We start from the raw sequence: 17,644 nt of genomic DNA on the forward strand, positions 1-17,644 counted from the left end.
ATTAAATGACGAAAGGCTGCAATTTTTGTTCGCTAATAGGTAAAACTATCACAAATTCAGTTCCCTCTCCCTGATGGGAATTCACATCAATTGTGCCACCGTGGGTTTCGACTACAATCTGGCGGGCGATCGCCAATCCCAACCCGGTACCTTTACCCACAGCTTTTGTAGTAAATAAATGGTCAAAAATCCGCTGTTTCATAGATTCCGTCATCCCCGCACCGTTATCGGCAATTGTAATTTTGATGTGCCGATCGCCCTCCAAACCGATCCGAACCACAATCCTGTTAGGATTCGCTTCAATTTCAGCAAAACTGCGGCCTTGATTTGAGTCTTCCAAGGCATCGATCGCATTGGCCAACAAATTCATAAAAACTTGATTCAGTTGACCGGGAAAACATTCGATTTTCGGTAGATTTCCGTAGTCTGTGAGGACTTCGATCTGCGGACGGTATTCGTTAGCTTTCAGCCGGTGTTTCAATATTAAAATGGTACTGTCAATCCCTTCATGGATCTTAAAGGGAACTTTGTAGTCTTTATCCGCTCTGGAGAAGGTGCGGAGGCTGGTGCTAATGCCGCGAATGCGATTGCACCCCACTTTCATCGACGACAGCATCTTGGGCAAATCTACTAAGATATACTCCAAATCAATATCCTCAGCATCTTGTTGAATTTCTGCGCCGGGATTTGGAAATTTTTCTTGATATAATTTTAAGTGTTCAATTATATCTTTGATTGTCATCGTTGCTTCGTCAATATTGCCGTTGATAAAGCCGATAGGATTGTTTATTTCGTGGGCTACACCCGCGACAAGATTGCCCAAAGCCGACATTTTCTCGCTTTGCACTATTTGTAACTGGGCTTGCTGCAAGTCAACGAGCGATCGTTCTAATTCTTCTCCATAAGCTTGGGATTGTTGGTACAAGCGGGCATTTTCTAGAGAAATAGCCACTTGGGCGCACAACATTTGGATGACTTCAGTACGATCGCCAGTAAATGCCTCAATTGTCAAGTTATTTTCTAGATATAGCAACCCGATTAATTTACCCTGATGCAAAATCGGGGCGCACAGCAAACTTTTGAGATTTTTATCCATCAAATACGGATCTGACATAAAATCGTTTTGTGATGTATTATTCAAAACCACAGTTGTTAAAGTGCGCTTAACATAGTTAACCGCAGCAGCCGGAACTTCTTCTCTGAGTGACAGCGGTACAGACATTGAGATGACATTTTCCTTGAGGCAGGCTACAGTTTCGACTGACAGATTCCCATCCTTCAGCAACAGCAGAACTGCTTTTGTTGCCCCGGCATTTTCGATCACCACAGACATCAGTGCCGCCAGCAATTTTTCTAATTCAATTTCACTCGATAAAGCTTGGGAGGCTTTGAGAATAGCAGCCAAATCGAGGGCTTCGGAAATATTGCTGCTAGATTTAATTGTTTGGATGGTTTGATGCAGCATTGACAAGTTATTGATTGCTTGGAGGCGGGTTTCGCCGACGTTCGCAGAACGGTTTTGTTTTGCCTGCAATATGGGAACAAGAAGTTGGGGATAGCGTTCTTCTAAGTCATCTATTTTAGCTTTTGCACCCCATTTTGCATAACAGTAGTAGGCTTCTTGCATATAGCCTGCGGCGACTTTTTCTTTGCCCCAGTCGAGGTAGAATTTAGCTGCTAGTTCGTTAGCGAGAGCTTCTTCTTGGATGTATTCGTTAGCTTTGGCACCGGCGATCGCGCGATCGTACATTTCGATAGCCAGCTCTAGCTTATTCAAGGTGCGGTAACGTTCTGCTTCGATCAGACACCACTTATGTTGATAATTCATCGGGGCGTAGTATGCCCAATTTTTCATCTTTTTCTGGTTGCGAGCCACTTGCTTGAGGCGATCGTGCTTTTCAGACGGGTTAGCCTGCTTTAATTCTGCTAAACAAGTTAATGAATCATAAAAATAGAAAACAACTAAACCGGGCGATGCAATTCCTCCGTCTTCGTACTGTCTAGCTAGTAGAAGGGTTTGACGAGCCAGGGCAAAGTCACCAAACAAATATCTGAGTGTGGCTTGGTTTGTGTAAGCGAAAAACAGTCCCGTCTTGTCGCTGTTAGCCTGTTGTTCTACTGACCTCTGACTCAGGCAATAAACCTCACCTTCTAGCGCTGCTGCTTCTCCATCACCCAATAAATTTAGTGTCGTTTGATGAAATATTTTGCAGTAAAGTTCAGCCGCTTCTTGGTTGAGTTTGGCGATAGATTCAGTATAAAATTCCAGCTTTTGATTCACTTCAGCTAGATAATGTCCGCTATAGTAAGAGTTCGCACACGAGATCAGTACCGCCCAAGCAGCATATTCTGTATCCCCTGTTTCTAGTCCGCTTTGATAACTTATTAAAAGTGGTGCAATTGTATCGTTTAAGTGATTTTTCCAACAAAATACAAAATAGTAAATAATAAATAATACCCTACATTTGATTTCTTTTGCATCAAATTTATCCAACAGTTTAAGAGCCAGTTCACCAAACTGATAGCCAGTTTTAATATCTCTGACTACGCCGCACAAAATTAACCCATACCAGGCATAGGTGAAAGCCGCCAGACTGGTATTACCATATTTTACAAACAGATTCACCTTGCGAAATACCATCAGTGGCATCAAATCTGGGGCTGAAATGTAGGCTGCCGAGAGAGTTTTTGCCAAAATTTGCGTCACCGCAATTATATTGGGGGCTGTCATCGCTGGCTGGTTTTCTAGGGTTTGGATAGACTTCCCCAAGAGGGCAATCTTAGTTTCGGCTAAACCTAGCAAAACCTGGGGTGTTGTGGGATTGGCTGGAAACTTGATACCTAGTTTTTCGACCAGCAATAAAGCCGTTTTGACCGCCACTAGGGATTGCCCCTGCAAAATCAATGCCTGAATTTTAATTTCATAGACAGTGACTTGTTCTAGTAGCGATCGCGCGTGATTGATGACTCGATCGATCGTCTGCTCCATCTGCTCAAAATCACCCGCCAAAAAAGCGGCGAGAGCAAGCTGGTTCGAGATTTCTAAGCTCAGCGAGTATTGACTTTCCCAAGCATCAGAGTTTAATAGCTGCACGCTTGTGAGCAAATAATCGACTGCTGACTTGTAAGCTGTTGAGGTGTTAGCTTTTATACCTGCTTGCAAGTTGAGCCGTGCGATCGTCTCTCGCTCACCCGATTCAATCAGCTTCAGCCCGCGGTTAAGTTGGTTAACCAGCGCAAAAATTTGCTCATCGCCGGATGTTGCCTTATTTGCCAGCAGCAGTCTGCCAATTTGCAGATGAACGCTTTGTTCTTGTGATTCGGGAATTAAAGAATAAGCGGCTTGCTGAACGCGATCGTGCAAAAACTTGTAATTTACCACCTCCAAATTTTCAGCCTCATCCCGTCTTTCTGCCCCTAGATAAAACTTGTAAATTTCAGTTTCAGGCAAGATTAACCCTTCTTGCAAGGCGTTCCACAAATCCGCCGCCGTTTCCGTTGCCAATTGCTCAGAAATTATGGCCAAAGTCCCCAAATCAAACTGATTCCCAATACAAGCTGCCAACTTCAACACATTCTGAGTCGCTGGCGGCAATTTTTGCAACTGCAACGCCATAAACTCCACCACATCCTCTGTCAGTGCCGCGGCCCTAACTCCAACAAGATCGCATTGCCACCCCCCCGCAGCCACCCTCTGTCCCCCTTGACTAAGGGGGGATGAAAGGAGAGTGGGGGTTGGGGGAGTAAAATTAATCAATCTATCCTGATACAGTGCCTTGAGAAACTGCGTAGCAAAAAATGGATTTCCTTGAGTTTTTTGTGCTACCAAATCAGTCAATGGTCTTGCCAAATCTGGAGCGCAATTGAGCGTATCAGCCACCAAATGATTGAGACTTTCTGAACTCAACGGTTGCAGCGCAATCGTATTTACCGTTGCCCCAGCTTTTACTACTGTATCCAGTGTCAGCATCAGCGGATGCGCTGGCGAGACTTCATTATCTCGGTAAGCACCAATTACTAATAGATAGCTTATTTCCGATTCTGACATCAGCAACTGCATTAACTGTAGCGAGGCGGAATCTGCCCACTGCAAGTCATCTAAAAATATTACCAGCGGATGCTCTTTCGCAGTAAATATTTTAATAAAATTTTGGAACAGCAAATTAAACCTATTTTGTGCCGCAGTTCCTGAAAGTTCGATCGCCGGTGATTGTTGACCAATAATTTTTTCAAGTTCGGGAATTACTTCAACGATCACTTGTCCGTTATCGCCCAGCGCTTGCAATATTTGAGTTTGCCATTTTTCTAACTTCTCGTCACTTTCACTCAACAATTGCCCCATTAAATCTCGAAATGCTTGCACCAATGCTGAAAACGGAATATTGCGGTTAAACTGATCGAATTTCCCTTTAATGAAATAACCATGCTGCCGCACAATTGGTTTGTGAATTTCGTTAACTACAACTGTTTTTCCAATCCCGGAAAAACCCGCGACCAACATCATTTCTGCCCCCCTCTGTCCCCCGGATGAAAGGGGATCCGCAACACGCTCAAAGGCTTGGAGTAGGGTTTCTATTTCGGTTTCTCTCCCGTAGAGTTTTTCTGGTATGATGAAGCGATCGCACAAATCCCTACTCCCGATCGCAAAATTTTCAATCTCACCACTTTCTTGTAATTGACTCAAACAAAATTCTAAATCAAATTTCAGTCCTAACGCGCTATGATAGCGGTCTTCAGCATTTTTAGCCATCAATTTGCTGACAATGGACGAGACTACCTGCGGGATTTGCGGATTGACTTCATGCAGTAATGGCGGTTGCTTGGCAATATGACAGTGTACCAATTCCATCGCATCGCGGGATTGAAATGGCAACTCTCCCGCCAGCAATTCATAAAAAGTCACGCCCAAAGAATAGAAATCTGTTCGGTAGTCAATGCCGCGATTCATCCTGCCGGTTTGTTCGGGTGACAAATAACCCAGTGTCCCATCTAGTGCGTTAGGATTGCTTATGGTTAGAGTTTCCCTCGGCAGCAAAGATGCAATACTAAAGTCAATTAGTTTAACTTGTTTTGTTTGGGGATTAATTAAAATATTGGCTGGTTTAATGTCTTTGTGAATTATCCGGTGGTGTCCGAGTATATATAAAATGTTGCTGATGTCGATCGCCATTTGCAAAAAATCGCTTAAATCTGGTGAAGTTTCCCCTTGTTCCACCCATTGTTTTAGAGAGATTCCACCGAAGTCTTCCATTACCAGCGCATAGCTGTTTTGGTAAGCTTCCAAGCTGTAGGTTTGGATAATTCCGGGCAAATTGAGGTTTTTGGCAATAGTATATTGATTGCGAAATTGCACGAGTTCGCTGAAGCTTGGATACTCATTTTTGAGCAGTTTTATAACCACAGGTAATTGGTCATGGATACGGATGGCTTGATAAACTAAGGTGCGATTTCCGTCATAAATTGTTTGGATAATTTGATAGTTTAAAATTTGACTGGTTATGTTTGTGTTGTGATTTTTGTGGGAGTTGTTCATGGCTATTGTTGACGTAAAGTTAGTGCGTGGTTTCTTGATGAGTCTGAATATCGGGAAAAAATTAACTGTTTAGCTCTACTTAAATTGGCAAGCTGATGATGAATTCTGTTCCCGCTCCCGGTGTTGAATTGACGTGAATTGAACCGCCGTGTTTGTCTACCACGATTTGACGCGCGATCGCCAATCCCAATCCAGTGCCTTTTCCTACGGCTTTTGTTGTAAATAAATGGTCAAATATCTTTTGTTTGAGCTCTTCATTCATTCCTTTACCATTATCAGAAATGGTTATTCTGACAAAATTATCTGCATTTGAAGTGGTGACATTAATTCGATTTGGATTCGCTTTAATTGACTGAAAGCTTTGTCCAATATTTGACTCATCTAATGCGTCAATGGCATTAGCCAAAATATTCATAAATACCTGGTTTAGTTGTCCCGGAAAACACTCGATTTGAGGAAAATCGCCATAGTTTGTAATCACTTCAATAGCTGGACGTTGCTCATTAGCTTTCAGGCGATGTTTGAGAATCAAAATTGTGCTATCAATGCCTTCGTGAATGTTGAAAATAACTTTGCGATCGCGATCCGCACGGGAGAATGTTCGTAGTGAAGTGCTGATCTTACTTAACCTCTCGCAGGCGACAGACATCGCATCCATGATTTTTGGCAAATCTTCCAAGCTATAATCTAAATCAATTTCTTCGGCATGAGCGCTAATTTTATCAGGTGGATTTGTTAGCGTTTGTTGATATAGTTTTAAGTGTTCAACAATGTCATTAAATGTGGGTTTTGCTTGGTGGAGACTAGCAGAAATAAAACCCAAAGGATTATTCATTTCGTGAGCTATCCCAGCCATAAGATTACCCAGTGCAGACATTTTTTCACTTTGGACTATTTGTAATTGAGCGTTTTGTAACTCGGTTAGGGCTTCTGCTAAATCTTGCGTTTTTTGCTGCACAGCAAGTTCTGCTCGCTTGCGATCGCTAATATCAATTACCACTCCATCCCATAAGATTGCACCATCTGCTTGGCGCGCTGGCCTAGCAGCAGAGAAAACCCATTTTACGATTCCTGAAGGCACAATAATACGCCATTGTTGCTCAAATGGTGTTAGATTTTGGGCAGAGTAGATCATTGCTTGTGTAATAGTTAGGTCATCATCAGGATGATGCATAGCGTTAAGGCTATGTACACCTGCCATCACTAACTCTGGTGCTAACTCATATAAGTCGAAACAGCCAGAGCTGACATAAGGTGTTGAAATTGAACCGTCAGCCCCCAGACGTAATTGGTACACCGTACCAGGAATATTATTTGCTAAATTGTGGAAACGGGTTTCACTAGCCTGCAATTTTGCTAGAGATTGTGTTAACTGTTGTGCATATTTTTGAGAATTTTGATAGAGTCGCGCATTTTCTAGAGAAATTGCAGCTTGAGCGCAAAGTAAATTCAGCAGTTCGACGCGATCGCTCGTGAAAGCACCCTTTGCTAAATTATTTTCTAGATATAAAATGCCCATCAACTTCCCTTGATACAAAATCGGGCTGCACAAAATACTCTTCGGCTGCTGGCGCATGATATAAGGGTCATTGGCTAAAGTCAGATCGGCACTCGCATCAACTATTACGGTAGTCTGCCTGTTGTGCTTGACTTTGTAAATCAGCTTCAGGGGAATTCCCTCACTCTCTTCAATGGGAAGGCGCTGCAACACGACTGGCTCTGTCCCCAGGGTAATCGAGCCTTTAATCAACAGGCGATCGTCTCGTAAGAGCATTAACACGCATTTATCGGCTCCCGCATTTTCGATGATAATGGAAAGCAACGATGAAAGGAGTTTTTCGAGTTCGATTTCACCTGAGATAGTATGGGAAGCTTTGAGAATCGCAGCTAAATCTAAAGCCACATAAGCACTGCTGCTAGAAATGGCGGAACTGGTGGATGTCACAGTCCCCAAGGCGAAGATAGTTTCGTTAGTGCAAAGAGCAGAACGAGTTGGCTGTAATACAGGATCAAGTAATTGCGGATAGCGTTTTTCTAAATCAGCGACTTTGGCTTTTGCACCCCAACGAGCATAAGCATAGTAAGCTTCAATCGCGTATTCTTGCGCGATGCGCTGTTTATTCCATTGCAAGTAAAACTTGGCTGCCAATTCATTGGCGAGAGCTTCTTCGTTGATAAATTGATGTTCTTGAGCAAGATTTATGGCTCGGTCATAACACTCGCTGGCTGCGATTTTTTCACCCAAAACTCGATAACGTTCAGCCTCCACTAGATACCATTTATGCAAGTGGTTCATCGGGGCATGGTGCGCCCACTGGTGCAGAATCGTTTGATGGGTGGCAGCAACAGCAAGCAGTTCGGCTTGCTCCGGTTCTGGTAGGGTAGGGAAGAGTGCTAGATGAGTTAGCGCGGCATAAAAATGGAAAATAGGAACAAAAATCGATCCCGATACTGCCATTAAATACAGCTTGGCTTGGGCAATATAGTTGCGTGCATCTGTATAATTACCAAAATAGTAAGCAAGCAGCAGTTTGTATATATAGGCTTGTGCCATGGCTGTTAAATCGTTATCTTGCTCGTGCTTAGTTAGCATCAACGTTTCATTATAGGCATTGCCGATCAAGCAATATGGTTGACTGACTAATTCAATCAAGTTTTCTGCTGTTTGTTTTCCTAAATTTACATATACTCGAGCAGATTCTTGTTTCACCTGAGCCAATGCCACACTATAATCAGCCATGTCTTCAATAAAACTATTCAGTTCTTCACCGCTAAAAAACCGGCCATTACTGTGACCACCGAGAGCAAAACCAGCGTGTAAAAAATCTCCAGTTTCTATGCCAGCCTGGTAAGCTGTTTTTAGAGTCGGAATTGTAGCATCCAACCGCTCTTGGTAATGTTGAATAAAGCAACCAAATAGAGACATCACGCTGGATTTAATCTTTTGTATATTAAATTTTTCCAGTAAACTTAGAGCCAATTTACCAAAAGCATAGCCTGCGGAAGGATCTTCCAAGAAAGCACACAATACCATGCCATGAATACCATACCCAGTTGTTGATGCCACGGTATTTCCCGATCGAAGGGATAAATTCACCATCATCGAACTCAGCAAGGGCAATAGACCGGGCATTCCTTGAATAATTGGTGAAAACAACATTGCCATCAATTCCATTGCAGCCTGAGCGTTAGGGTCGGTCATTAATGGCAGATCGCTCAAGTCTTCAATTTGTCTACCTTCGAGTTGGGTGGCAAGGCTTTGTAGCATTCTGCTAGTCTGGGATGGATCGGGTTCTGCAGGCAGTTCAACCCCCAATTGCTCCAATGCTTGTCTGCCAATAGCGATCGCCTCCAGCACATTACTTTGTAAAACTTGCGCTGCAATTTGAATTTGATAAATTTTTATTTTATCTAAAATCGTTTTAGCCGATCGCAACACGATTGTTGCTATCTGTTCCATGCCCTCAAAGTCACTATTCAAATAACTAGCTTCAGCCGCCGCAATATGGAGGTTTAAAGCGAATTCATACTGGCTGTGCCAACAGTTTGTTTGTAGTAGCTCGATTCCTATTTTGAAATATGTCCTTGCTGCCGCGTATGCTGTAGAATGTATCGCCTTACCTCCAGCTTTTAAATTTAGTTCAGCTAATCTTTCTTGTTCTTTCTGTTCAGTAATTAACTTAATTCCTTTGTTCAAATGCTCCACAATATCAAACAGTTTTTCATCTTGTTCTATTTCTGATAAATTTTCTCGAAGTAACTGTCCAATTTTGAGATGAGTTGCTTGTTTTTGATGGTCGGGAATTAAAGAATAAGCCGCTTGTTGTACTCGGTCATGTAAAAATTTGTAGGTAGCTGTCATTTGTAATCCGTCATTGGTCATTCGTTGTTCTTCGTCTACAAATGACCACCCTTCGACTTCGCTCAGGGCAAGCTGACTATTGACTAATGACTCTTGTTGATAAAATTTATAAACATCACTACTCGGTAAAATCAATCCTTCTTCTAATGCTTTCCACAACTGGGCAGCAGTTTCTATTTCTGAATGTTCCGAAATAATTGCCAAAATAGCTAAATCAAATTGATTGCCAATACAAGCCGCTAATTTTAATACATTTTGAGTCGATTGTGGCAATTTTTGTAATTGCAATGCCATAAAAGTTACAACATCATCTGTAAGCAGTTGCTGATTCACTTGAGCAAGGTCGCATTGCCAGCAGCCCGCATCAAAATCAAACTTAATGAAATTTTCTTGATGTAATGCTTTGAGAAGTTGAGTTGCAAAAAACGGATTTCCTTGGGTTTTTTGATAAATTAATTGTGAAAGAGTCCCTGCAAAAAATCTTGTACATTTAAGCGTATCAGCAACTAATTGAGTCACTGTGACTTGACTCAGGGGTGCTAAGCTAATTGTATTAATAGTCGATTTTGTTTTTTTAATCTCGCTCAAAGTCAACATCAATGGATGTGCTGGGTTAACTTCATTATCACGGTATGCACCAATTAATAAAAGATGACCTGTATCAGCCATTAAAACCTGGATTAATTTCAGTGATGCCGAATCTGCCCATTGCAAATCATCTAAAAACATCACTAAGGGATGTTCAGCACTGGTAAATACTTGCGTGAATTTTTGAATCAATAAATTAAATCTATTTTGTGCTGCTGTTCCTGCTAATTCTGGAGCCTGTGGTTGTTGACCGATAATTATTTCTACTTCGGGAATAACTTCAATAATGACTTGTCCGCTGTCACCAACCGCCTCTAAAATCTGAGTTTTCCATTCCTGAATTTCTGCGTCACTTTCGGTTAGCAATTGCTCCATTAAATCCCGGAATGCTTGGACAAATGCACTGAAGGGAATATTCCGTTGAAATTGGTCATATTTGCCTTTGATAAAATAACCGCGTTGGCGCACGATCGGTTTATGCACTTCGTTGACTACTGCTGTTTTACCAATCCCAGAAAAGCCAGCTACCAGCATCATTTCTGTTGCGCCCAGACTCACTCGCTCGAATGCTTGCAGCAATGTTGATACTTCAGCTTCTCGTCCGTAAAGTTTTTCGGGAATTAGGAAGCGATCGCACAGATCCCTCTGTGCAATTTCAAAACTCTGAATTTCCCCAGTTTTTTTAAGCGTATCTAAACATTTTTCTAGATCGGTTTTCAGTCCTAACGCACTCTGATAGCGGTCTTCCGCATTTTTGGCCATCAATTTGCTGACAATCTCTGAAAGTACAGATGGAATTTGTGGGTTAATGGCGTTTACTAATGGTGCTGCTTTGGCGATCTGGCAATGCACTAACTCCATCGGGTTATTTGATTGAAATGGCAACTCGTTTGTGAGTAATTCGTAGAAGGTAACTCCTAAAGAATAAAAGTCTGTCCTGTAGTCAATCCCTCGGTTCATTCTTCCGGTTTGTTCGGGAGAAATGTAAGCAAGTGTTCCTTCTAATACATGGGGATTCAGCAGGGTTTGGGTTTCCTTTGATAAGAGTGATGCAATACTAAAGTCAATTAGTTTAACTTGTTTGGTTTCGGGATTAATTAAAATATTGGCTGGTTTAATGTCTTTGTGAATTATCCGGTGGTGTCCGAGTATATATAAAATGTTGCTGATGTCGATCGCCACTTGCAAAACATCGCTTAAATCTGGTGGAGTTTCCCCTTGTTCCACCCATTGTTTTAGAGAGATTCCACCGAAGTCTTCCATTACCAGCGCATAGCTGTTTTGGTAAGCTTCCAAGCTGTAGGTTTGGATAATTCCGGGCAAATTGAGGTTTTTGGCAATAGTATATTGATTGCGAAATTGCACGAGTTCGCTGAAGCTTGGATACTCATTTTTGAGCAGTTTTATAACCACAGGTAATTGGTCATGGATACGGATGGCTTGATAAACTAAGGTGCGATTTCCGTCATAAATTGTTTGGATAATTTGATAGTTTAAAATTTGACTGGTTATGTTTGTGTTGTGATTTTTGTGGGAGTTGTTCATGGCTATTGTTGACGTAAAGTTAGTGCGTGGTTTCTTGATGAGTCTGAATATCGGGAAAAAATTAACTGTTTAGCTCTACTTAAATTGGCAAGCTGATGATGAATTCTGTTCCCGCTCCCGGTGTTGAATTGACGTGAATTGAACCGCCGTGTTTGTCTACCACGATTTGACGCGCGATCGCCAATCCCAATCCAGTGCCTTTTCCTACGGCTTTTGTTGTGAACAAATGGTCAAAAATCCGCTGTTTGACTTCTTCTCTCATCCCCACACCGTTATCAGTAATAGTAATTTTAACAAAATTATTTTTGATGGAGGTTGTAATGGCAATGCAGTTAGGATTCGCCTGAATTTCGGCAAAACTCCGACCTGTATTTGATTCGTCCAACGCATCGATCGCATTAGCCATAATATTCATAAACACCTGATTTAATTGTCCGGGGAAGCATTCGATCGCCGGAATATTCCCGTAGTTAGTGACAACTTCAATCGCAGGACGAGTATCATTTGCCTTGAGGCGATGGCGTAAAATCAAGATCGTGCTATCAATCCCTTCGTGGAGCTTGAACTTTTGTTTGTGGTCGCTATCGGCACGGGAGAAAGTGCGGAGACTCTTGCTGATCGATGTGATGCGATCGCCTCCATCTTTCATGGCTCTGATTAATTTGGGTAAATCAGAGCGTAAATATTCTAGGTCAATTGTCTCTAATTCCTCTTCAATTTCAGTCCCTGGTTGAGGGAATTTATCGTTGTAGAGGTCAATCAGCCCAAATAGGTCATTGATGGAATCTTGGACAGCACCAACGTTGCCAATAATGCAGCCGATGGGATTGTTGATTTCGTGGGCAACTCCGGCGATTAAGTTACCTAGGGCAGACATTTTTTCACTTTGGATAATTTGGAGTTGGGCTTGCTGCAACTCATTTAAGGCATTTTCTAAGGCAAGGGATTTCTGCTCTAAGGCAATTTCTGCAGTTTTGCGATCGGTAATATCATCTGCCAGCGAAGCAACTCCTATTAACTCGCCATCGGCATTCATAAGTGGATTGTTATACCAAACACAAATAATCGTTTTGCCATCCTTTGTCAAATTTTCATTGATACTGTAATTCCCACCCTGCTGCGATATAATATTGACGCTCACTCCTTCTAGTTGTGCTTTAATCGCTTCAGGAACGATAAATGTGAAGTGATGTCCCAAAGCCTCCTGCTTGGTATAGCCAAAGATTCTTTCTGCTGCTGGGTTCCAGTCAGTAGCGAGAAAATTGATATCCCACTCTATGACGGCTACTGGAGTTTGCTCAACTAATAGCTGGAGTCGTTGCTGGGATGCTTGCAACCGAGATTGTGATGCACTCAACCGATCGAGCGATCGCTCTAATTGTTGAGCATAGGCCTGAGATTGTTGGTACAAGCGGGCATTTTCGAGTGAAATCGCCGCTTGGGCGCACAACAGTTGGATGACTTGAGTGCGATAGCCCGTAAATGCCGCAATTGTCAAGTTATTTTCTAAATACAGCAACCCGATTAATTTACCCTGATGTAAAATCGGCGCACACAGCACGCTTTTGGGCTTTGTTTTCATCAAATATGGGTCTGCCATAAAATCGCTTCGTGCTGCTGCATTATCCAAAACAACAGTTTTTAAAGTGTGCTTAACATAGTTGACCACAGCAGCAGGAACCGCCTCATTCAATGACAGCGGTACAGAGATTGAGACCGTATTTTCCTTGAGAATGGCTACAGTTTCGACCGCGAGATCTCCATTTTTAACAAATAGCAATACAGCTTTTTTTGCCCCGGTATTTTGTATAACCACCGACATCAATGCAGCCAGCAATTTGTCTAATTCTATTTCACTTGAGAGGGCTTGTGAGGCTTTGAAAACAGCAAGGAAATCGAAGGCTTCGGAAATATTGTTTCCAGCGTCAGTTGTTTGAAATGTTTGATGTATAATTGAAGATTTATCGATTGTTTGAAAGCAAATTTCGCTGAAAGCCGAACGATTTTGTTTTGCCTGCAATATGGGTGTCAGAAGTTTGGAATACCACTTTTCTAAGTCATCAATTTTGGCTTTTGCACCCCAACGAGCGTAACAGTAGTAGGCTTCTTGCATATAGACACTCGCGATTTTCTCTTTGCCCCAATCGAGGTAGAATTTAGCGGCGAGTTCGTTGGCTAAGGCTTCTTCTTGGATGTATTCGTTAGCTTTGGCTCTCGAAATTGCCTTGTCGTAAAACTCTATCGCTACGGCTTTTTGTCCTAAAAATCGACATTTTTCCGCCTCCACCAAATCAAACTTATGTTGATAATTCATAGGAGCATGGTGGGCCCATAACTCTAACTGCGTTTGGTTTTGTTCTACCCGCTGTAATGCTTCTGCTGTCTCATCTGACGGTTGACTCAACAATGCTATAGCAATTAGAGAATCATAGAGATAAAATGCAGCTTCACCGACGGTTCCCGCAACAGCCATTAAATAGCGTCTGGCACAGAGTGCATGGTTGTTAGCTTGCTCAACTTCCCCAAACAAAAAGCAAAGATTCAGCTTGTACAAATAGAAGTTATACAACCCAAATAAATCGTTTCCAGACAGCAGCAGCGGCAGCAAATCTGTCTCTTGAAGGGCTTTCCCAGACAACATAGTAGGGTGTTCCGCAAAACCCAGCAAATTTAAAATAGATTGCCAATATATCCGGCAGTAATTGGCTGTGATCGATTGGTTCAATTGCACTAACTGATTGCAGTAGTTGCGAGTATCCTGCTCTAAGGTAGCAAGGGGCTGACCGCACCAAAAAGAATTGTAACAAATAATGTTAGCATTATGTCCGACAAACTCCAGGTTTCCGACTTCTAAGGCAGTCCTGTAACCATCGCTCAAGAGTGGTAAGCTATCTTTGATGTGATATTTACGGCTCGCGATCGACATTCCTAGCACCAAGGACACTTCAGGTTTAGTAGCTTTAGCATCCAGTTTTGAGACTACCTGGAGTGCTAACTCACCAAACTGTGTTGCTGTATTTACATCTTGCAACAGATTACACAAAATGATGCCGTAGCAAGCATAGCTAAGACCTGAAACAGGTGTGTTTCCGTACCGGATGGATAGTTTGACTGACAGCGAAATCACTAAGGGAAATAAGGGAGATCCGCAGGCATAAGTTACTGACATGATGCTGCTGGCAATCTGGATAATTGCGAGCTTTTTCGCATCTTTCATCACAGGTAAATTGACAAAATCTTCAATTTTTCGGTCTCCAATGAGTTCCCCAATCTCTTGGATTTCCTGTTGAATATCTGTCGGCGCGGGTATTTCTGGAAAAGTTACGCCAAGCTGTTGCAGGACTTGTTGGGCGATCGCAATGGCTTCGCTAAATTTAACCTGGGATATCTTAGATTGAATTCTAATTCGGCAAACATTGATTGTTTCTAGTAAGGATCGTGCCTGTTGGGTGACAATATCGCTCAACTGTTCCATTTCTTCAAACTCACCGCACAAAGCAGCGACTTCCGCTGCTAATTCATGCAGGGCGAGGGTAATTTCATACTGATTTTGCCAACCATTTTCACTCAATATTGATAATCCCGCTGCGGCATATTCGCGAGCCGCTTGATAGGCGGTGGCTGCTCTGGCTTTGCGACAGGCAGTAAGATTTAGCTGTGCTAATTCATCTCGTTCTGTTTGTTGGGAAATCAGAGATATTCCGTAGTTTAATTGATTGACGAGTTCAAAAATGTCTTCTTCTCTAGATTCAGGGGAAATTTGTTGTAAAAGCAGTTGTCCGATTTGGTAGTGGGTAATCTGTTTTTGGTCTTCAGGAATCAGAGAATAAGCGGCTTGTTGGACGCGATCGTGTAAAAATTTGTAATTCAGTGTTTGATGTGGCGCGGTTGGCTCTAAATCGCTTTCTCCCAAATAGAATTTGTAAATTTCACTTTGGGGCAAAATAAGTCCTTCCTGCAAAGCTTTCCACAGTGTAGCGGCCGCTTCTACTTCGGTTTTTTCAGAAACAATCGCCAAGGTGATCAAATCAAACTGATTCCCCACACAAGCCGCCAACTTCAAAATATCCTGAGTCGCCGGCGGCAACTTTTGCAACTGCAACGCCATAAACTCCACCACATCCTCCGTCAATGCCGCTTCCCGAACCCGAACAATATCGCACTGCCAGTGTCCGGCTTTCCAGTTAAACTCAATCAACGCATCCTGATGCAGTGCTTTGAGAAACTGCGTCGCAAAAAATGGATTTCCCTGGGTTTTTTGTGCCACTAAATCAGTCAACGGTACTGCCAAATTTGGAGGGCAATTGAGGGTATCAGCTACCAAATAATTTAGACTTTCTGAACTCAAGGGTTCCAGAGTAATAGTATTAACCGTTGCCCCGGCTTTGACTGCTGCATCCAGTGTCAGCATCAACGGATGTGCAGGGGAAACTTCATTATCTCGGTAAGCACCAATTACTAATAAATACCCCGTTTCCGACTCGGAAATCAACAGTTGCATTAACTGTAGGGATGCGGAATCTGCCCACTGCAAGTCATCCAAAAACATCACCAGCGGATGCTCTGGTTTTGCGAACACTTGAATAAATTTTTGAAATAATAAATTAAACCGATTCTGTGCCGCAGTTCCTGATAGTTCTACTGCGGGTGGTTGCGGCCCAATAATTTTTTGTAGTTCGGGTATTACTTCAATAATAACTTGCCCGTTTTCGCCTATTGCTTGCAGTATTTTAGCTTGCCATTTTTCTAAATTATAGTCACTTTCGCTGAGCAATTGTCCCATCAAGTCGCGAAAGGCTTGCACAAAAGCTGAGAAGGGAATATTGCGGTTGAATTGGTCGAATTTGCCTTTGATGAAATAGCCGCGCTGCCGCACAATTGGTTTGTGAATTTCATTGACAATTGCAGTTTTCCCAATTCCCGAAAAACCAGCTACTAACATCATTTCGACCCCCCTATTTCCCTCCTTGCTAAGGGGCGATGAAAAGGGGGCCGCAACGCGCTCAAATGCCGAGAGCAGGGTTTCTACTTCGGTTTGGCGGCCGTATAATTTCTCTGGTATGCTAAACCGATCGCACGCATCCCTCTGACCTATTTCAAAACCCTCTATTGTACCGCTTTGTTTTAATTGGCGCAAACAATTTTGTAAATCAAATTTCAGCCCCAAAGCACTCTGATAGCGGTGTTCGGCATTCTTCGCCATCAATTTGCTGACAATGGACGAGAGTACCGGCGGGATTTGCGGGTTGATTTCGTGCAGTGACGGCGGTTGCTTGGCAATATGAGAGTGTACCAATTCCATCGCATCCTCGGATTGAAATGGCAATTGTCCCGCCAGCAATTCGTAAAAAGTCACGCCCAAAGAGTAAAAATCTGTGCGGTAGTCAATGCCGCGATTCATCCTGCCGGTTTGTTCGGGAGACAAATAGGCGAGGGTGCCTTCGATTTGGTTAAAATTCTGTAGGGTTTGAGTTTCTCTTGGCAGCAAAGATGCGATGCTAAAGTCAATCAGTTTGACTTGTTTTGTTTCGGGGTTAATTAAAATATTGGCGGGTTTAATGTCTTTGTGAATTATCCGGTGGCGGTAGAGTATATCTAATGTATTGCTGATGTCGATCGCCATTTGCAAAAAATCGCTTAAATCGGGTGAAGTTTCCCCTTGTTCCATCCATTCTTTTAGAGAGATTCCACCGAAGTCTTCCATTACCAGCGCATAGCTGTTTTGGTAAGCTTCCAAGCTGTAGGTTTGGATAATTCCGGGCAAATTAAGATTTTTGGCAATAGTATATTGATTGCGAAATTGTACGATTTCGCTAAAGCTTGGATACTCGCTATGCAACACTTTGATGGCGACGGGCCGTTTGTCGCACAAGCGAGTTCCGCGATAAACTAGGGTGCGAGTGCCCGCATAAATGCGATCGAGAATTTGATAACCTGTCAGTGTAAAATGTGTAGCATCCATAGTTTTTATTATAATTTACCTTTTTTTTAGGTTGTTTCTAGCTTAACATCAGTCAAGAGAGTTGTTACTTCAGTGATTGTTAAGTATAGTTTATCTGACAGAGATAGCTCAATAGTTGTGATTGAGATCACAGGAGTAAAATATTTTTTAAACT

General features: G+C 42.5%; 3 protein-coding genes. All 3 read right to left on the reverse strand.

Translation table 11 applies throughout. From position 1 onward, the window contains the following. Window position 1: 1 nt before the first annotated feature. Window positions 2–5,533 carry a trifunctional serine/threonine-protein kinase/ATP-binding protein/sensor histidine kinase gene (locus AACV78_RS02485; RefSeq protein WP_194008045.1) on the reverse strand — a complete coding sequence of 1,844 codons (5,532 nt, stop codon included), beginning with the start codon at window positions 5,531–5,533 and terminating at the stop codon, window positions 2–4. A 79-nt stretch (window positions 5,534–5,612) separates the two neighbouring features. After that, the gene (locus AACV78_RS02490; RefSeq protein ID WP_194008044.1) at window positions 5,613–11,528 is read right to left on the reverse strand and encodes a trifunctional serine/threonine-protein kinase/ATP-binding protein/sensor histidine kinase; all 5,916 of its coding nucleotides are present in this window, start codon (window positions 11,526–11,528) and stop codon (window positions 5,613–5,615) included. 79 nt (window positions 11,529–11,607) lie between these two features. Beyond that, entirely contained in the window at window positions 11,608–17,490 is a 5,883-nt protein-coding gene (locus AACV78_RS02495) for a trifunctional serine/threonine-protein kinase/ATP-binding protein/sensor histidine kinase (RefSeq protein ID WP_194008043.1), read from the reverse strand. Window positions 17,491–17,644 lie beyond the last annotated feature (154 nt).

The sequence above is a fragment of the Tychonema sp. LEGE 07196 genome (genome assembly GCF_963890365.1).
Taxonomy (GTDB): domain Bacteria; phylum Cyanobacteriota; class Cyanobacteriia; order Cyanobacteriales; family Microcoleaceae; genus Microcoleus.

Coding starts and splice junctions, on each gene's coding strand:
- AACV78_RS02485 (WP_194008045.1), bottom strand. CDS start 5,533: ATGAACAACTCCCACAAAAATCACAACACAAACATAACCAGTCAAATT.
- AACV78_RS02490 (WP_194008044.1), bottom strand. CDS start 11,528: ATGAACAACTCCCACAAAAATCACAACACAAACATAACCAGTCAAATT.
- AACV78_RS02495 (WP_194008043.1), bottom strand. CDS start 17,490: ATGGATGCTACACATTTTACACTGACAGGTTATCAAATTCTCGATCGC.